Annotated in this window: 13 protein-coding genes; 7 read left to right on the forward strand and 6 right to left on the reverse strand. The window is 41.4% G+C overall.

The window, feature by feature from the left end; translation table 11 throughout:
- Positions 1-58 precede the first annotated feature (58 nt).
- The gene (locus DC082_RS00730; protein ID WP_109235316.1) at positions 59-3,577 is read left to right on the forward strand and encodes a translocation/assembly module TamB domain-containing protein; all 3,519 of its coding nucleotides are present in this window, start codon (positions 59-61) and stop codon (positions 3,575-3,577) included.
- 451 nt (positions 3,578-4,028) lie between these two features.
- Here DC082_RS00730 and DC082_RS00735 read toward each other — a convergent pair whose 3' ends face one another.
- On the reverse strand, positions 4,029-5,666 hold the full coding sequence (locus DC082_RS00735) for an FMN-binding glutamate synthase family protein (protein ID WP_229821510.1): 1,638 nt from the start codon (positions 5,664-5,666) through the stop codon (positions 4,029-4,031).
- A gap of 518 nt (positions 5,667-6,184) precedes the next feature.
- Here DC082_RS00735 and DC082_RS00740 point away from each other — a divergent pair.
- The 3 genes from DC082_RS00740 (at position 6,185) to DC082_RS00750 (ending at position 11,071) form a co-directional block, all read left to right on the forward strand.
- Positions 6,185-6,859 (forward strand): hypothetical protein, encoded by a 675-nt coding sequence (locus DC082_RS00740; protein WP_094568213.1) that lies wholly within the window; start codon positions 6,185-6,187, stop codon positions 6,857-6,859.
- Positions 6,856-7,410 carry a regulatory protein RecX gene (locus DC082_RS00745; RefSeq protein WP_109235317.1) on the forward strand — a complete coding sequence of 185 codons (555 nt, stop codon included), beginning with the start codon at positions 6,856-6,858 and terminating at the stop codon, positions 7,408-7,410. Before DC082_RS00740 ends, DC082_RS00745 begins: the two co-directional genes overlap by 4 nt.
- A 235-nt stretch (positions 7,411-7,645) precedes the next feature.
- Positions 7,646-11,071, forward strand: a complete 3,426-nt coding sequence (locus DC082_RS00750; RefSeq protein ID WP_109235318.1) for an FAD-dependent oxidoreductase — start codon at positions 7,646-7,648, stop codon at positions 11,069-11,071.
- Positions 11,072-11,328: 257 nt separating this feature from the next.
- On the opposite strand, the gene DC082_RS00755 is transcribed toward DC082_RS00750, so the two are convergent.
- Complete coding sequence (locus DC082_RS00755; RefSeq protein WP_109235319.1) at positions 11,329-11,640, reverse strand: YqfO family protein; 312 nt, start codon at positions 11,638-11,640, stop codon at positions 11,329-11,331.
- 160 nt (positions 11,641-11,800) lie between these two features.
- On the opposite strand from DC082_RS00755, the gene rluA reads away from it, so the two are divergent.
- On the forward strand, positions 11,801-12,460 hold the full coding sequence (gene rluA, locus DC082_RS00760) for a bifunctional tRNA pseudouridine(32) synthase/23S rRNA pseudouridine(746) synthase RluA (RefSeq protein ID WP_109235320.1): 660 nt from the start codon (positions 11,801-11,803) through the stop codon (positions 12,458-12,460).
- Between the two features lie 43 nt (positions 12,461-12,503).
- On the opposite strand, the gene DC082_RS00765 is transcribed toward rluA, so the two are convergent.
- A complete protein-coding gene (locus DC082_RS00765; RefSeq protein ID WP_109235321.1) occupies positions 12,504-13,691 on the reverse strand; it encodes a M20 aminoacylase family protein in 1,188 nt (395 codons plus the stop codon).
- A 411-nt stretch (positions 13,692-14,102) separates the two neighbouring features.
- On the opposite strand from DC082_RS00765, the gene DC082_RS00770 reads away from it, so the two are divergent.
- Positions 14,103-15,131: a PTS sugar transporter subunit IIC gene (locus DC082_RS00770; RefSeq protein ID WP_109235322.1), complete on the forward strand. Its 1,029-nt coding sequence runs from the start codon at positions 14,103-14,105 to the stop codon at positions 15,129-15,131.
- Between the two features lie 119 nt (positions 15,132-15,250).
- Positions 15,251-15,757 carry a thiol peroxidase gene (gene tpx, locus DC082_RS00775; protein WP_109235323.1) on the forward strand — a complete coding sequence of 169 codons (507 nt, stop codon included), beginning with the start codon at positions 15,251-15,253 and terminating at the stop codon, positions 15,755-15,757.
- A gap of 148 nt (positions 15,758-15,905) precedes the next feature.
- Here tpx and DC082_RS00780 read toward each other — a convergent pair whose 3' ends face one another.
- The 3 genes from DC082_RS00780 to kynU form a co-directional block, all read right to left on the reverse strand.
- On the reverse strand, positions 15,906-16,727 hold the full coding sequence (locus DC082_RS00780; protein WP_109235324.1) for an alpha/beta hydrolase: 822 nt from the start codon (positions 16,725-16,727) through the stop codon (positions 15,906-15,908).
- 68 nt (positions 16,728-16,795) lie between these two features.
- The gene (locus DC082_RS00785; RefSeq protein ID WP_109235325.1) at positions 16,796-18,190 is read right to left on the reverse strand and encodes an amino acid permease; all 1,395 of its coding nucleotides are present in this window, start codon (positions 18,188-18,190) and stop codon (positions 16,796-16,798) included.
- Positions 18,191-18,502: 312 nt separating this feature from the next.
- Positions 18,503-19,753, reverse strand: coding sequence for a kynureninase (gene kynU, locus DC082_RS00790; protein ID WP_109235326.1), 1,251 nt, complete (start codon positions 19,751-19,753; stop codon positions 18,503-18,505).
- Positions 19,754-19,916 lie beyond the last annotated feature (163 nt).

Here is a 19,916-nt window from a genome sequence, read left to right on the forward strand (position 1 = left end):
GAAGCTTGAGATGTAGAATTGAGAGCAGCGAAGCAGATAGCATAAATAAAGGGTAGAGATGTCAAAACAGATTGAAGAGAATCCGAATAGTAAGATTCCACTTGCAAAGAATGGTAAGCAGGCGCTAGATCAATCTGCTTTAGATCAACCACATTCTCAAGAATCAATTGCTGAAGCTCAAGCAGATAAAGAGGGAGTGGAGGAGAAGGGAAAGAAAAAGACTCCAAAAAGTAGAAAGAAGAGATCGTTGATAGGTCGCTTTTTTACCTGGCTTTTAAGTTCTTTTCTGATGCTCTCTACCGCGATTATCTTACTGCTCTTCTTCTTGGTGGATACTCAGGCAGGATTGAGGACTCTAACAGCAGCAGCGAATCGTTATGCTAGCGATTATATCTCGATAGGAGATGCAAAAGGACGATTAGGCCAGGAGTTTCAGTTAACAGATTTAAGATTAAATTTACCAAACTACCCGCCACTTAAGATTGCATCTTTGGATCTCGCTTGGGACTATGTCGCTCTTTTAGAGAAGCGTGTAGATCTTAAGGCTCTAAAAGTATCGGGAGCTGATCTCAATTTTACACCAATTGTTCCCGAGCCTGAGAAGGAATCTTCAGAGCCTTTCTCCCCGCTTTCGATCAAAGAGATCGACATCCCTATTAATATCGCTTTAGACTCTCTCGATTTTGCTGAAAGTACGCTACAGATTGGTGATTTCTATCTCGGTTTGAATCAGTTTGAGGTCGATGGTTTAGCATTAGTTGATAATAATGTCACATTAAAGCATGCGTTAGGAGATCTCCATATTTTAGTGGGAGATAATGTCGATCTACCTTTTGTTGTTGCGCTCAATGGAGATGTTGATCTTCCTAAAGAGAGTGCTGATCTCAATCTTGCGCTCTATGCTCAAGATGGGATCGTCAATGATGAGCACTTTAATGTGGCCCTTAACTCTCAGCTCGATGGTGAACTGAATGATCTTAAGTTCAATATTGATGGGCGCGTTGATTGGTCAAATATGTTAAATGATCCTATTCTTCTAAAATTGGAGAATAGTGTTGTAGCGCAAAATAGGATCTCTACCTATCTACATATTAAAAATTTAGCCAATCAGATGATGCTAGAGAGCGTATGGCAAATCGATCAGCCTTACGATTTCGATCTCACGATGAAGATGAATGCTCCTTATCTTTCACAGTTTCATCCCAATATTCGAGGTTCGATGATGGGAGATCTCTGTCTACAAGGGGATCTTATGCAGCCTCTTTTGAATGCCGATATGCGCATAGAGAAGCTTGATATCTTAGGGCTTCGACTCAATCTTTTAACACTGCTCGGATCTCATAATGAGAAGCATCAGGCAAAAGTTGCTTTGACATTAGATCAGTTGAAATTTAATGAGTTCTATCTTAAACATTTAGGTATCAATCTTGATGGAACTTTAACAGAAGAGTTCGATTTTGATATTACTATTCAAGATCTTGAGCGGGAGTTAGTCGCACAGGTAGAACGTCCTTCAAAGAATGAGAGAGTTATCGATAAAGTGATAGCATCGGGAAGTGAAGAAGAGATTTACTATGCGGAAAATATGCCGATCTCTTTCTCCCCTAAAAGCGCAACTGAGGTGCTTGTTAAGAATGTGGAGTATCGGGTACAGGGGCGTGCTGAATCACACCAATTTAATTTCTTGCTCGATAGTATCGGCGGGATGATTCATTCAAATGGAGTTGCGGCTCTACGTAACTTAACCACTGACCCGACTTTTGATCTCTACTTAGGAGAGTCAAAGATTACCTCTCCCTTTATTGGTGATTTTAAATTAAATCGCCCCGCATACTTCCATCTAGGTGCGAAAGATCAACAGATTAAATTGAGCCCTGTCTGCTACCAACAAGGCTATGTGGTCTTCTGTGCTGAAGGGGAACGGACAAAAGAGGGGGTTAATACTGCAGTTGTGACACTCAATAATCTTCCATCATCGTTGCTAAAAGATTATCTACCTGACGATATCTCGATCAATACAAAAGCGAATGCCACGATTGCAGGACAATTTTCAACAGAGGAAGATTTTATCGGGGTTGCAAATATCTCTCTTTCAAAAGGGGATATTCGTTATCGTCTTCAAGGTCGGGAAATTGAGATTCCTCTCTCAACTACATTACTCGATGTGCAGGCACGCCCTAGTGGTGTTACAAGTACCCTCAATGTAGATTGGGGTAAATATCTACGAGTTGTAGGGGATGGTAAGATTAATGATCTCTTCAAGAAAAATATTGTTGATGCAAAAGTGAAAGCAGATGTGCCAAGTTTTGATTGGGTCTCGCCGCTTGTGCCGGCATTACAAGGCTTAGGTGGAGAGATACTATTTACTTCAGAGGTCAATGGGCCGATTGAACACCCTGAAATAGGCGCAAATTTAAGTGTCAAAGATGGCAGACTCTATATTGCTTCTCTCAATAGTCGTCTTAAAAATATTAATCTGAATGTTAATTTACAAAAAGGAACCCCTGTATTTCTGATTAAAGGTGCGGTTGGTACCGAGAAGGGGGCATTACAACTTGATGGGCTCTATAATATCTCTAACTTAACAGCTTCACTCAATGTGAAAGGGAATGACCTTCTATTAGCAAATAGTGATGATATTAAGTTAATGATCTCTCCTGATTTGAGCTTTAACGCTTTGGGCAAACCCGGGGGTGGCAAATATCGCCTTACAGGTTCAGTAAGGATTCCGGAACTCTTCTATCAACATAAAGCCTCAGAAGGGGGTGGATCTGTTGTGACCGTCTCGAGTGATACCGTCATTATTGGCGATGGTAATGAGCATAAGCGAAGTGAAGATTTTATGAATAATCTTTATATGGATGTCAATTTTATCTTAGGAGATCGTATTAAAGTTGGGGCAGAGGGGCTAACTGCAACCTTAAATGGGGGTGTCAAAGTTACGAAAGCTTATAATCAGACAATCCGTGGACTGGGTGTGATCAATATAGGTAAGGGGGAGTTTGATATCTATGGACAGGTATTAACGCTCGATAAAGGAAAGATACAATTCTCCGGAGCCTCTATTACTAATCCAGCACTCGATATTCAAGCATCTCGAAGTTTCCTTAATGAGATCGAAGGGCGAGAGGTGCAGGTAGGGGTTAAAGTCTTAGGGAGTGCCGAAGCGCCGAGAATAGAGCTCTACTCCTCGCCGATGTTAACGGATATTGAGATTGCCTCTTATCTCTTCTTAGGGCGAAGTCCTAATCTGCAATCACCTACGGAGAATCTTATGTTACTTAATATGGTACGTAAAATCGCAACGGGAGAACCTATTTCAGGCTCTAAAGATGGACTCGCAAGTCAGTTAGGGTTGAGTGATTTCGGCTTTATGGAGACCCCGGAAGGCTCTATTGGTGTTGGAATTGGAAAACGCTTCGCAAATAGCTTCTATGTAGGCTTAGGTGTTGGAGTTGAAGATAGTTCTGGTGCATTTGCGATTTTAAGATATCGTTTCTTAAAATACTTTAACGTTAACACCGCTATTATGAGTGAAGGTGGAAGTATCAACGTTAACTATCTTCGAGATTTTTAGAGGTTCTCAAGATCTTAGATGGTATAAAAATAGTGATGATATCTTTCCTCGATGGATCTATTCGATAGCTCTATGAATAGAGGGAAAGGCTATTTGTGATGATTACGGAGTAATGATTACTGATTACGCATGAAGTATCTGGCATTAAATATCATCAAAAGCGCTACCGAACAGGATCAAACATTAAATGCTACTATTTACAGAGCTGATTTGTAGTGTGAAGAGCGGGTAGATAAAAGCCGAAGTTGTTATGTAGTAAGCTAGTAGTGTAATAGTATGTTGATTAAAAATTAAGAATATACAGATTATGACATGATAGCTTGTATATGTGTTGTGTGTGTTGTATGCGTTATGTATGTTCTATGTGGCTCGGTGATTAATCATCAGAAATAAAAAAATCGGGAGCGTATCCCGATTTTTTTGTTTTAAGAACATCTATCATTACTACCAATTATGCAACTTTAGGAATAATTACTCTTGGTTGGAATGATTCTGCTTGTGCAATATTCCAGATGCTTGAGTAGTAGTTACTATCAATATCTTCCTCTAAGAGCGCACCTTCCGCAAGGTAGTAATGCATATTGGAGAAGAGACGAATCTCATTTTCAGATGAACGCATCACTAGATGTTGCGGGAGCAGCTTCGATGGATGTGAAACCCCGGCAGAAGAGAGAATCTCTGAAAGTGCATGAAGTGTATTGTGATGGAAGTTATAGACACGCTCCACCTTATCTTCAACGACTAGCGCCTTTTGGCGTAGCGGATCTTGGGTTGCAATTCCGGTTGGACAGGTATTTGTATGGCAGCTACGAGATTGAATACAGCCTAGTGCAAACATAAATCCACGAGCGGAGTTTACCCAGTCTGCGCCAATAGCTAAAGTTCTTGTGATATCGAAAGCTGTGATAATCTTACCACTTGCACCAATACGAATTTTCTTACGTAATCCTGTTCCTACCAAGACATTATGAACAAAGAGTAAACCTTCTTGGAGTGGTGTTCCGATATGGTCAGCAAACTCAATCGGCGCAGAGCCTGTACCTCCCTCTTTTCCATCAACAACAATGAAATCAGGTAATATTTTAGTGAGTAACATCGCTTTTGCGATCGCCATAAACTCCCAAGGATGGCCTACACAGAGTTTAAAACCAACTGGCTTACCGCCACTCAATTCACGGAGTTGTTGGATAAATTGAAGTAGTTCAATCGGCGTAGAGAAGGCGCTATGATTGGAGGGAGAGATACAATCTCTATCTCTAGGAACACCTCTAGTTGCGGCAATCTCCTCACTAATTTTATCTTTAGGTAGAACACCGCCATGACCCGGTTTTGCGCCTTGACTCAACTTAATCTCAATCATCTTGATCTGTGGATCAGCCGCTTGCTTTTCAAATTTTACAGGATCAAAGTGGCCATCTTCTGTACGGCAACCAAAATAGCCAGATCCTAGCTCCCAGATAAGATCTCCACCATGTTTGCGATGATAGGGGCTAATGCCACCCTCGCCGGTATCATGAGCGAAATTCCCCATTTTTGCGCCACCATTGAGCGATTCAATTGCACGCGCACTGAGAGCTCCGAAACTCATCGCCGAGATATTGAGGATTGAGGCAGAGTAGGGATGTTTACATTCATCTCCACCGATTGTGACACGAAATGTCGCAGGATCAGCTGCCGGTACTGTTGCCATTGAGTGGGTGACAAACTGGAATCCCGGCTCATAGGTGTTTTGTAAGGTTCCAAAAGCTTGAACGGAATCTTGAGCGATATTTTTGGCTCGAGCATAGACTAATTTACGTTCTGCGTGGGTAAAGGGAACAGCATCATTATCTGACTCAATAAAGTATTGACGAATCTCTGAGCGGAAGTGCTTTAAGATATAGCGTAAGTTACCAATAATAGGGTAGTTTTTACGAACAGCATAGGTGTTTTGTGATAGATCAACTATCCCAATAATTGAGAGAATAGCAGTAATGCCGGTTAATACCCACATTGTCGTACTCTGTTCTGCAAAGAAGAGGCCGTACACGGTAAAGGCTAAAACAAAAATAAGGGGTAAGTAACGCCCAAATCGAGCAGCGATATGCATATCAGGGAGCTCCTATATTAGCTAGGTAATGGGAAGGTTAAAAGCGTCATTATCATAACGCATTTTGGAATAATAATTTAGAAATTTTCTCTCGATTTTCCCATTAATTGCAGATTAATGAGAAGATGATTTTGGATAAAGTTAATGCTCTTTTTCACCGATTTTGTCTCTTAAGTCTCTTATATATGTTGGTCTAACGTATTGATCTAAAAAACTGGATAAGAATAAAATAGAAGTAAGGATGAATTGTATTATCAAATAAATTGAGTTATCAATTTTGTGATATTTCAAACTCTCACTTTTACAAGCGATCTTTCTATCTTGTTTAATCTCCTATTATTAGGCAATGATAACCTTAATTGAAGTGGGCTTGGTTAAAATACTACCAAATTACTACATTGCTAGATATAAAAAGAGGGATTAGCTTTAACAAATCCCTATAGGTGGTAGCTTACCATCAATTTTGATAGAGGTGTAATGATAGATTTTTATCACACTTATTGCGTATAATAATCGATATGAAAAAGAATGAGCTAAATCCGTGGGATGATCATATTGTCCCTCGTAAAAAATTGGATGAGAAACGGGTTGCTAAGAGCAAGCTTCGTAATGTGCAAGCTGAAATTGGTCAGTTATCGCGCAAAAGAAGTGATCTTAATCCTTATCAGGTACTCACGATCTACCTTAAAAGATCATTGCAATTAACCTATATTGAACCTTGGTTTCAAGCCTTTTTGCCACCTCGATTAAAGGGAAAGCTCTTTATCTCGACAATTGGCAAACGCTATTGGGTGATTGGTACTACGCGACCTGAATATCGAATGGCATTTACTTTTTATCAAAAAGAGATTCATAACTCTTTGGAAAATCATCTTAATAAAATTTCGAAGAAACGTTGGAAGATCCCTGGATTTAAGATCGCTGTAATGCCGGAGAATCCTTACGATAAGCTCTATCAGAAAGAGTTAGAGGCCTTGATGTCGATTAAATCTGTACCGATGAAATCGAAAGAGGAGAAGGCTGCATTTCGTAAAAAACGGCAAGAGGAGCAAGCGGCAAAAGCAGAGGCTGAAGAGAAACGCAGGAGTGCTGCAAGTCGTATTATTGGCACAATTTCGGAGGAGCTTGATCAATATCAGAGTCGTAGAGGTCGGATGGAGCTTCTTGCAACGGGATCGCAGGAGTTATCATGAAGGGTGAAAAGCGTCAGCTGATTGAGCAGATGATTGCAAAAAGCCAGCAGAAATCAGAAGCGAAAAAAGAGATAAGGATTGATAGTGAGAGTTTACAGACCTATTACGATGCCTTTTACCAAGGGCATGATGCTTCGCTAGAGAGTGATGAATTACTACACCAATGGCGTTACTGGCGTGAGCGAGCAATGAATTTTTTGGTGCGTCGTGAACATAGTGAAGTGGAGCTCAGGCAAAAGTTGCGTCAAAGAGCATTACCTGAGTGGCTGTTCGAGCCATTGATTGAGTGGCTCTATAGTAGAGATTACTTAAGTCTTGAACGTTTTGCTTATAGTTATGCTAAAAATAGAGCAGATTTGGGATATGGTCCGATACGTGTCAGTTATGAGTTGAGGGTTGAGCATCAAGTGCCTGAGCGTTTTATCAATGAGGCTTTCCGAGAGATCAATTGGGAGAGAGCAGAGGCGGTCGCTGCGCGAAAAATTCGACATAGTGATCCTCTGAAGTATCGAGCAGCACTCTATCGACGAGGATTTAATAGTGATGGTTAGAGGGTTGTTAGGTCAGTCGAGGTGACAGCTTATAGTGAGATAATCATTGATGTAATAGAGCTTAATTGTGAGAATTTATCGATGATTGTGGTAGCGCCCCATTATGGGGGAATTGTGAAGAATCGCTCGAGGAAGTTTGATCGCTTTTGATCTAACTTCCTCGTTTTATTTAAAAAGTGGGTATAATAAGCGAAATTATTTTCAGTTGATTTCAGTTGATTTTAGAGGAATAGAGATGGCATTAGATGAACGATTGCAGCGATATGGCTTGAACTTTCAAGACCTACAGAAGCGAGAAGGGCTAGTTGAAGTAGATACCCTTTATCAGCAGATTCTCCCGGAAGAGACCTTGTCGACCCTACTTCAGTGGCGCCGAGGGGAAGCAGAATTGACTGCAATTGAAGAGTCTGAATTTCAAATTGAATTAGGTGCGCATCTCAACCGTTTTATTGCTGAGCTTTTCGATATTGAAAGAGAGAGCGAAGCGTTAATTGATCGTGCAAAGCGTTATGAGCGATTGATGCTCTTTAAAGAGCAATTTATTCAGCGAGGCGCAAAGCGTTATCGTCAAGAGATTGAGGGAACTTTTGCTGAACATCATGTGGCCCTTCTTGAAAAGATCGGTGTTTCTGATCAAGATCCTGAATTAGAAGCAAAAATTGCAAAATATGCACTCTCTCTTGATCCCGAAAAAGATGCTGATGAGATTATTGCTATTCATCAATGGGGCGCTTTAGCAGAAAAAGATCCTGAAGGTATTGCGCGCGTTCAAGATTGGATTACCTTTAAATTCCCGGCACGTCTCGACTTTGATCATCTAGTGGCAACAGAAGAGCGTACATTCCAGGGAATTCCTGTCAAAGTAGGAAGTCGTCCTCTTCGTCAGCGAGATGGTTTTGACCTGACTGATCACCGAATGAATCGTTATGAGATCGCAAGTGAAATTGCTTATTGTAAATATTGTCATGACCATGATGGTGACTTTTGTAGCATCGGTTTTCCGGTTAAGAAGGGGGAACCTGAACAGGGCTTCCGTAAAAACCCCTTTAATGAGACATTAACAGGATGTCCGTTAGATGAGATGATCTCAGAGATGCAACGCTTAGAGAAAGAGGGATTATCGATCGGTTCACTTGCTATCACAATGGTTGAAAATCCGATGGTGCCGGCAACAGGACATCGTATCTGTAATGATTGTATGAAATCATGTATCTATCAGCGTGCAGAGCCAGTTAATATCCCCCAAATTGAGACAGGAGTTTTATCGACAGTATTAGATCTTCCTTACGGCGTGGAGATCTATAACTTATTAGCTCGTTGGAATCCTCTTAAGCGTGAAGATTACCTCCCTGCAGAAGAGAATGGGCGCAAGGTCTTAGTGGCAGGAATGGGCCCTGCAGGATTTACAATGACACATTACCTTTCACAGCAAGGTTGTCATGTAGTGGGCATCGATGGATTAAAGATTGAACCGCTTCCAGCCGAGATCCTAACGCAGCCTGTTAGAAACTGGAGTGATTTAGAAGAGCGCTTAGGCGATCGTATTCTTGCCGGATTTGGTGGTGTTGCCGAGTATGGAATTACGGTACGTTGGGATAAAAACTTCCTAAAATTGATCTATCTTACTTTAGCGCGTCGCCGTAATGTAGAGATCTATGGAGGTGTTCGTCTAGGGGGTACATTAACTTTAGAAGATGCCTTTGACCTTGGTTTCGATCATGTCTCATTAGCTGTAGGTGCAGGGCTTCCAAGAGTCTTAAAGATCGATAACTCCTTAGCTAAAGGGATGAAGCAAGCTTCCGACTTCTTGATGGCGATGCAATTAACAGGAGCGGCTAAAGATAGTTCTATTGCCAACTTGCAAGTGCGTCTTCCTGCTGTTGTTATCGGTGGCGGGTTAACAGCGATCGATACCGCAACAGAGGTCCAAGCATACTATATTAAGCAGGTCGAAAAAACACTCCATCGTGTAGAGATATTGGGAGAAGAGAAGATTCGTGAAAATCTCTCGCCTGAAGATGATGAGACATTAACGGAATTTTTAACACATGGTCGTGAAGTTCGTGCGGAACGTGAGCGCGCAGCGGCTGCCGGAGAAGCGCCAAACTTCAATCCGCTACTACAAAAATGGGGCGGCGTGATGATCGCTTATCGCCGTACTCTACAAGAGTCTCCCGCTTATACTCTGAATCATGAAGAGGTTACAAAAGCTTTTGAAGAGGGAATCCATTTTGGTGAAGAGCTCAATCCATTAGGTGTTGAACTCGATCAATATGGTCATGTTAAAGCGATTCGCTTTATGAAGTCAGGAGAAGAAGAGGTTATTGTGCCGGCAAGAGCAGTACTTGTTGCGGCAGGAACTTCTCCTAATACCATTTATGGTACTGAGTATCCCGGCTCGATTGAGATCGAGGAGAAACACCATTTCCAAGGGTATGATCTTGAAGGAAATCTTGTACCATTTAATTGGGGAACTAATAATAAAGAGCCTTTTGCCCCTTTCACCTCCTATCGTCGTGGTGAGAAGCGAGTCTCTTATATTGGTGATACCCATCCGGTCTTTAATGGTAACGTTGTAAAAGCGATCGCAAGTGCTAAAAAGTCAACTCCTATCATTATGCAGGCACTCGATCGCCTTCCTAAGAATAGTAAACCTAACAATACTCTCTCCCTAGAGATGAAAGAGGGGTTAACAGCGACAATTCAATCGATTGATGCTTCAAATCCGACAGTATGTGAAGTATGGGTTAAAGCGCCGATGGCGGCACAAAACTTTAAGCCGGGACAATTCTTCCGGATGCAGACCTTTGAAACGGGTAGTGAGATTGTGGCGGGGACGCGACTACAAATTCCTCTTTTAACAGTATCAGGAACAGGATCGACTGAGGATGCGATTCGTCTTCTTGTCTTCCAATGGGGAACTGGTCAACGATTGATTCCTTCATTAAAACCTGGAGATCAAGTGGTTCTTGCAGGCCCTACAGGAGCGCCGACAGAGTTACCTTCAGGCAAGACTATTTTAGTAGTTGCCGGTCGCTGGGGTGCAGCTGTGATGCTCGATATCGGTTTCGCACTTCGCAGCGCTGGCAATAAAGTGATCTATATTGCTGCGATGGGTTCTAAGAATGATGTTGATCATATGGATGAACTTGAAGAGGGTGCTGATCAGATTATCTGGGCTGTTGGTAAGGGGGATCCAATTGAGGCGCGTCGCCCACAAGATCACTCTGTAGTTGAGTGGGATGTGATCAAGTTGATCACAACTCTCAATGAGCAGGGAATCGTTGATATGGGAGAAGTCGATCGCTTGATGGCGATGGGGTCAACCGGTATGCTCAAAGGATTCCAAAAAGAGCTCTCTGAGGGTGGTTCTTTGAAGGATCTCTTTAAAGAAGATCTTCATGTTACAGGGACGATCGGTAGCCCTATGCAATGTATGATGAAAGGGGTTTGTGGCCAATGTTTACAGTGGCAAGTTGATCCTGCAACAGGAGAGCGCACTAAAGCAGTCTTTACCTGTTCACAGCAAGATCAGCCTCTTAAAGCAGTTGATTTAGATAACCTTACAGCACGTACGAGCCAAAATAGATTGCCAGATATTATCTCATCCCATTGGTTGAGCTATGTTTTAGAAGAGAAGGCAAAAGAAGAGGGCGCATAGAGTTATTTTGAGAGTTCAAATAATCTTGAAAGGATAGATTAAAAGGATAGAGTTTAAAAAGTAATACAAAAGGTAATACAAGAGTAATACAAAAGTAATACTAAAAGAGAGATTCATCAGTATCGATCGATTTACAAAACGAAAAGGTGAGTAAATTGATCAGCTGAAGATCTCTCTTTTCTCTTTTCCTTTTTTTATTTTCTATTTCTATCTCTATTTTTATTGAAAATTAGAAATTAGAAATTAGAAATTAGAAATTAGAAGGGAAGAAGCTCGATCACATCATATGCCGGCGTTTCATAGGGATGCGCTGATTTTAAGGCGGCAATAGCATCATGAATATAGGGTTTTGCGACAACAAGTTCTACGCGCCATTCAGGTACACGTTTTAATTGATCAACCTCACCGGAGTAGGGATTACTGCCGGGGAGAGGTTTGAATTGTCCTTCTCCCAAGACTTGCCAAGCACAGTGTGAATAATTTCCAATTTCACCCCCTTTTGCGGCGAAGATAGCCTCTTTGACTACTTCAAGGTGTGAGTCGGGTACAAAAAAGAGTAGTTTATACATTATTTTCTCCAACTTCGTTAAACTGATTGAGTCTATCTCAATATTGTATATTGTACGGATATTTTAACGCTCTCTGAGCGTCATTCTACAGAGATTATTATTGCTTTAGCAACACTTAAGCGGTATTGCTTCAATAGAGATCTAGCATGGGAGATCTAACATGGAATTTTATTATAATCCCCCCATTGAGCCTTGGTTGAGTATCCTCTACCAAGATGAGGAGATTATGGTTGTCGATAAGCCGGCAGAGCTGCTCTCTGTTCCAGGAAAGGGAGCAGAGCTTCACGATAGTATTATTACGCGTGTACAGTGGGAGTTCCCTGAGGCGGAAACAGTTCATCGACTTGATATGTCAACAAGTGGTATTTTAGTGATTGCTCTTACGAAAGTGGCGGAGCGGGAGTTGAAGCGTCAATTTCGAGAACGAGAGACCTATAAACGTTATATTGCCGATGTTTTCGGAATTATGGAGGAAGATGGGGGGATGATTGATCTTCCCTTAGTCTGTGATTGGGAGCGACGACCGAAACAGATGGTCTGTTTTGAACGAGGCAAAGAGGCGAGGACCGCTTATCGAGTACTTTTTCGTAATCATCAAGAGAATTTCACACGTGTCTCTTTAAATCCTTTAACGGGGCGTTCCCATCAGTTGCGTGTTCATCTCTTATCTTTAGGACATGTCATTTTAGGAGATCGCTTCTATGCGCAAGGAGAAGCACTTCAGCAACGATCTCGATTAGCGCTTCATGCTTGTGAGTTAAAATTGATTCATCCTACAACAAAAGAGGCGCTCCACTTTAAGGTTGCGCCCCCTTTCTAGTCTCTTCTCTCAGTCCATTTTGCATGAATTACGCTAAAGCGTATTAATCGATAGGACAGTAACGATAGAGAAGATTCACCCAATAGTTCGCAACAATAGGGATTAGCTGATCATTGAAGTTATAGTGAGGATTATGAACAGAACAGCCGTGCGCGCCATCAGTCCCATTTCCTACAAAGAGATAGCTTGAGGAAAGTTGTTGCGAGAAAAAAGCAAAATCTTCACTACCAGTCATTGCCGGGAAGTTAGGGATAATCATCTCTTTGCCATAGTAGTCGATCGCGACCTTTTTAGCAAATTCAGTCTCTTTTTGACTATTATGAAGGATAGGGTAGGCGCGTACATAATCGATCTCGGCTGTTGCGCCATAACTTTCCGCCTGTGATTGAATAAGTTGTTTGATACGTTCTTCGACTAGATCTTGAACCGTGGCATTGAGGTTCCGAACAGAGAGCCGTAATGTAACGCTATCGGGAATAACATTAAAAGTGGTTCCGCCATGAATAGAGCCTACTGAGATCACGGTCATTTCTAAGGGAGAGACATTACGCGCAACAATTGATTGAAGGTTGAGAACGATAGAGGAAGCTGCAACAATGGGATCAATAGTGAAATTAGGCATTGCCGCATGGCCCCCTTTCCCCTGAATCTTTACGGTAACACGATCTGAGGAGGCGAGTGCCGCACCACTTTTAAAGCCAAAATGACCGAGCGGGAATCCCGGCATATTATGAAATCCAAAGATCGCATCACAAGGATATTTTTCAAGAACGCCGGCTTCGATCATCGCTTTTGCTCCTCCAAGCTCCTCTTCTGCCGGTTGAAAGAAGAGATTAAGCGTACCTTTAAAGTGAGGGTTTTCTGCAATATATTTTGCAGCCGCAAGAAGCGTTGCAGTATGACCATCATGGCCACAAGCGTGCATAATTCCTTCTCTCTGACTCTTGTAGGGGAGTTGATTCTCTTCCTGAATCTTTAAAGCATCCATATCGGCACGAATACCAATCTTCGGACCATCCCCTATTTTGAGTTGCCCTACAACCCCGGTCTTACCAACGCCCGTTTCGACATGATAACCCCAGCTTTTTAGAGATTCTGCAACTAGCTTAGCCGTTTTAAACTCTTCAAAACCCAACTCTGGAAATTGATGGATCTGCTGCCGAATTATCATCATCTCTTCTGCAATAGTTTGTAGACCTGGGAGTAGATGATTACTATTAAGATGATTCATGTGAGGCCTCTCTCTATCTATGATTTAATGATTTAGGAATAATGTTTAGAAAATAGTGCAATCTACAATATAACGAGATCTTAAGATCTACTCAATATTGATTGAGAGATCAATTTAGCGATTGCAATCAGAGAGTGCATCAGAGATTGTGTTATAGATCGAGCAGGAATCAGATTAGGTACTGATTTAAACCTTGAGTAAGGAGCTATATTGCCTGAGAGTTTAAAGATATTGAGTTGAAATTTTAGGTGGGAGGTTCAATATAGATGGAATAGTAGATGGAATAGGTAGAGGAGATAAGTAGAAGGGATAGGTAGAAGAGATAGAGATTTATCTATTAGGGACAGTTGTACTAGCATTAGTGAGTTGTATAACCATTAAAAATATTGATATTCAGTGAGGAGAGAAGAAATGGCACGTGGTGTGCGGGGGGGTTTAGCAGAAAAAGGGGTCACATTATCCCCAAAGATCTACTTTATAGATGCATTGAGCTATATGGCGCTTGGGCTCTTTTCATCACTCTTGATGGGGCTTATTGTTAAAACATTAGGGCAACAATTGGGGTGGGAGTCATTTGTCGAGTTAGGAAGCTTTGCAATGAAGCCGGAAATTGTTGGCGGTGCAATAGGTGTAGCGATTGCAGCTAGTTTAAAAGCGCCACCATTAATTCTCTTTTCAGCTGTATTTGTAGGGGCTTTTGGTAATAATATTGGGGGACCTGCCGGGGCTTATGTGGCTGTTCTGATCGCAGTGGAGCTTACAAAGTTGATCTATAAAAGCACTAAGCTCGATATTATTATTGTCCCGTTTATCGCTTTTTTAGTCGGTTTCTGGATTGCAAAGTGGATTGGAATACCGATTCATGACTTGATGCGTGGTCTGGGAGATCTGATTAATTGGGCAACAGAGCAACGTCCGCTTGTGATGTCTATTTTAGTTGCAACTGTTATGGGTTTAGCATTAACAGCACCTATTTCGAGTGCTGCGCTCTCCTTTATGTTGGGGTTAGATGGTTTTGCTGCCGGAGCGGCCGTGATTGGTTGTAGTGCGCAGATGATCGGTTTTGCAACGAGTAGCTATCGCGATAATGGCTTTGGTGGATTGATCGCTCAAGGTGTCGGCACTTCAATGTTGCAGATCGCGAATATTATCCGTAAACCTCTTATTTTAATCCCTCCGACTGTTGCCGGAATGATCGCCGCCCCCATAGGTGTCGTTCTCTTTAAGATGACCAATAATGCTGCCGGTGCTGGAATGGGTACAAGTGGTTTTGTTGGCCAATTTATGGCTTTTGAATCGATGGGGTTTTCAATGACAACAGCAATTTATGTCTTGATCTGCCACTTTATATTGCCGGCAGTGATCTCGCTTCTTTTAGCTTATTGGTTCTATCAGAAAGGATGGTTGAAATTAGGTGATATGAAGCTCAATTATGAGTAAGTTAGATTGGAGATGATCTGTTGTTGTATCTATTTTAAACAAGGAATTTGTCCCCTTTACAGTGGTAGGTGTGCTAGTATGCAGAAAGTATCCATTTAGCAATGCGCAAGGAGAGAGTTATGACAAATAGAACAGGTATTACCATGGGTGGCAATCCTATTACACTGATCGGCACAGAAGCTGTCGTTGGGGAAAAGGGTGCTAATTTTACAGTTGTAGATTTTGCTTTAAAGCCTGTCACGTTAGATGATTTTGCCGGCAAAATTAAGATTATCTCTGTTGTTCCATCAATCGATACGGGTGTTTGTGCGATTCAGACAAAGAAATTTGAAGCAGAGGCAACTGCATTGAAAGATACAGTGGTCTTAACAATCTCGGTAGATCTACCCTTTGCACAAAAGCGTTTTGCCGGTGAAAATAGTATCGAAAATAACCATCTTCTTTCAGATTATCAAACACATGATTTTGGTGTTGAGTATGGTTTTGAGATTGAAGGATTAGCGCTTCTCTCTCGAGGTATTGTTGTATTAGATCGTGATAATGTGATTCGTTATGTTGAGTATGTTAAAGAGGTAACAACAGAACCTGATTATGATGCAGCATTAGCGGTTGCAAAATCGCTCTAATTAACGCTTTAACGCTTTAACACTTTAATTAGAGATAAGAGATATCCTGACAGATCCAGCCTCTATCTTTTTATAAAGAAGAATAAGAGGCCAAGAGGGGCAGAGGGGTTAAAATATCTATTAAGGCAGCTCTTAAGCTGCCTTTTTTCTAGGGAGAGAATCGATCGAGCTGGTTAAAGAGGTCATCTAAGATAGTATAGTGATCGCTTGGTAGAAGGATTAGCTCGCTCTCTGCTCCTTCAGTAGATAATTTTTGGTGGTAGGTGAGGCTCTGATAGATCAGCTCAGGAAGTTCATTTTGACCTACTATAATTTTTATCTCTTTGCCCATTGGTGCCGGCAGTGATTGGGGTGAGAGTAGCTCAATCTCTTTGGGACTCAATTGTAAAGCTCGATTGAGGTGACTTTTAGCGATCGATTCGAGTTGATAGAGTCCGCTTAGAAGCCATACCTCATCGATTAATGGATGATTAGCATTGAGGGCAGCAAGATGGGCTCCTGCAGAGTGACCGATAAGGAGGGTAGGTTGTGTTTGATCGATTCTCTTTTCATAGCGGTAGAGATAATCGAGAGCAATGGTTATTGCTCGATTAATTTCGGTTAACGTTGCTGTTGGTGCTAAGGGATACTCTATTAAGAGTAGATGGTAACCTGCGGCCAAAATTGGTTGCGCAATAAATGCAAAATCAGTTTTATCACACCATTGCCAATATCCCCCATGAATAAAGAGGATTGTACCTTTCGACTCTTTTTGATTAAGAAATAGATCATAAGTTGCTCGATCCTTTAGAAAAGATCGGCGCTGTAATGCTTTCTTATCATTGATCTTATCGTGCTTTGTTAAATAGCTACAGTTAAAGATATGGGGATAACGTTCATAAGCGATTTTACTTCGTATTTTAAAATCGTCTAAGATTCTCCCCTCATCGGCAACTGTAGCACTATTATCGTAATGATATCGCTTTTTCATCCTTCTCTCCGATACTCTTAAGGCCTACTACTTAAACCTTAAGAGTATTTTTTATGGGTAGATTTACCCTAGAGTTTGAGTTGATCTCTCTTGATGACGCTTTTTTGCTGCTTAATAAAGTAGAAAATTACTAGAAGAGCCAGGAAAGGAATACCAAACTTTAATGTTGAATGGAAAATATCGGTAAACCAGGTTGTGACGGTGATTGCGATAATTGCTCCTAAGCCGAGCAGAGTTCCGATAGGATATCCTGGCATCTTAAATTTTAATTGAACCTTTTCTCGTCTCATCGCTCTTCTAAAGAAGAGGTGAGTAAAGAAGATCATTCCCCAGGTAAAGAGCGCACCAAACATAGAAAGAGCAATCATAATGGGGAATGCCGTATCGGGGTTAAAGGTATAGACAATCGCTGCAACGGCAATACCACTTGCGGAGAGCGCTAATGCATGCATTGGTACCCCATTTTTATTAATTGTCCCAAAAACTTTAGGTGCATCGCCAGCACGTGAGAGGCTAAACATCATTCTTGTAGAGATGTAGAGCATACTATTCATCGCTGAAAGTGCTGCGATAATGACGATAAAGTTTAAGATGCTATCAGCAAAGGGAACATTGAAGGATTGCATTACAGTTACGAATGGACTGGTTGCTTCTGGGGTAATTAAACTCTTCCATGGCACCAACATAATAATAAGGGCAAGGGAGAGGATATAGAAGATAAAAAGACGCATTAAGGTTGCTTTAAAGGCATGACGTACAGCCTTTTCAGGATCTTCCGCTTCTCCTGCCGCAACTGCAATCATTTCAATACTAAGATAGCTGAAGATAGAGATAATGACGCCGATCCAGACACCAGAAAAGCCATTAGGGAAGAAGCCATCATCTCCGATCAAATTCTCTTTTACTTCTGCGCTATTTTTAAAACTTACAATAACGCCAATTGCCATAATGATAAAGGCGATAATTGCAAAGACTTTGATGGCTGAGAACCAATATTCCACTGATCCAAATGCTTTAACACTATATGCATTCACATAGATGAGTGCGGCAGAAAAGAGAACTATCCAGATCCAAGCAGAGATGTCGGGGAACCAAAATTTCATATAGTCGGCAACTGCGGTAACCTCAGTCCCTACCGCTAAGACGATACAGGCCCAATAGCTATAACGAATGAGAAAGCCAGCTAAAGGATGAACATAATGTTCTGCATAAGCCCCAAATGAACCTGAGGTAGGATGTTGAACGGTCATCTCAGCTAAGCACCCCATTAAGAGGAGAGCGATAACACCCCCAATTGCATAACTAACAATAACACCAGGGCCTGCAAAAGCGATAGCGAACTTACTACCGAGGAAGAGTCCTGTACCAATAGCACCACCGATAGCGATCATCGCCATCTGCTTGCCGGTTAATTTTTTATGAAGACCTGCTTCACGAGCTTGAATTTTATCAAAGCTACTCATTGTATCCTCCTAAGATCTTATTGATATTAAGATCTTAAATTCCTCTGTTTAGTTGATGGTGGCTGATAACTTCAGCCATTTTTATTCTTTTTGTTCTTGTTATTCTTTTACTAAGAAGTATCCTATTTTTCTGCCATTAGCTATCTCTTTCGATTTTAATCCCATTTTGCTCTTAAGTTTACTTTTGTTGATAGATAGTGGCCGCTATTGTCGATTAGAGTTAATAAAATTGATATGAATCAGCCGATATGAATCAACCGATATGGCGTCAATTTCATCTGTCTCGACAATAGCGCATGATGAGATATGAACTTAGGTCACATCTCCCCTCTGTTGATAACGAGGATTCTCCCACTCTCTATTTTCAAATACCGCCTTAATATGGGCGACAGCATTCCAAATATCGCTATAGCTGAGATAGAGTGGTGTTACACCAAAACGCATGACCTCAGGCTCTCGATAATCACCAATAACACCGCGGGCAATGAGAGCTTGAATGACGGCATACCCCTCTTTATGTTCAAAGCTAACATGGCTACCACGATAGTGATGATCTAAAGGTGTAATCAGTTTTAAACCATATTGATGACACTCTTGCTCTACTAATTGGATAAAGAGATCGGTAAGGGCCAATGACTTTTTACGAATCTCCTCCATATCTGTCTGTAGGAAGATATCGACACCTGATTCAATGAGTGACATGGAGATAATTGGTTGTGTTCCACATAGATAGCGGCGAATACCTGATGCTGCCTCATACTTTACAGCCATATCAAAAGGGCGTTCATGACCCCACCAGCCAGAAAGTGGTTGCCAGAAACGAGTTTGATAACGAGGATGAACCCAGAGCATTGCGGGCGATCCAGGGCCACCATTGAGATATTTATAGGTACAGCCAACAGCAAAATCGGAATCACTGCCATTAAGATCGATGGGAACTGCACCGATAGAGTGACAAAGATCCCAGATCACTAATGCGCCTTTCTCATGTGCGATTCTATTTGTTTCTGCCATATCATAGAAGTAACCGGTACGATAATTGACGTGAGAGAGTACGATAGCCGCAGTATTCTCATCGATAGCCGTTGTAAGATCATCAGGATGATCAATCAGCTCAATGCGATAACCTCGATCTAAAAATTGGGTAAAACCTTGAATAATATAGAGATCCGTTGGGAAAGAGTCTCTCTCTGCAATAATAACTTTACGTTGAGGATCTTTCTCCTCTTGAATATGAATAGCGCTCGCTAATACTTTAAAGAGATTGAGGGAGGTTGTATCGGTAATGACGGTCTCTCCTGTTTCAGCACCGACAAGTTGACCTACTTTATCTCCTAAGCGTGTCGGAAGATTCCACCAATCATTACTATTCCAACTATTAATAAGATCATTTCCCCACTCTTTCATAATCACTTCTGCTGCGAGTGCTTCTGCTGATTTCGGACGGGCACCGAGAGAGTTTCCGTCGAGATAGATAACACCTTCTGGAAGAGCAAATTGCTCCTTAAAGTGGGCTAATGTATCATTCTGATCATGCTGCAGACAATCTTGAAGTGTGATCATAATATTCTCCTTGGTACTTTAGTTGTTTTATCGATTACTTTCTATCTATTATTTTTTCACTGTTTTCACTGTTTTCACTGTTTTCACTGTTTTTTAATAGTATTTAAATTATGTTATTGATCGCTTTACTGTTTATCTATAAATGATTAGTATGATTTGTCTT

This window comes from Ignatzschineria indica (assembly GCF_003121925.1).
GTDB lineage: Bacteria > Pseudomonadota > Gammaproteobacteria > Cardiobacteriales > Wohlfahrtiimonadaceae > Ignatzschineria > Ignatzschineria indica.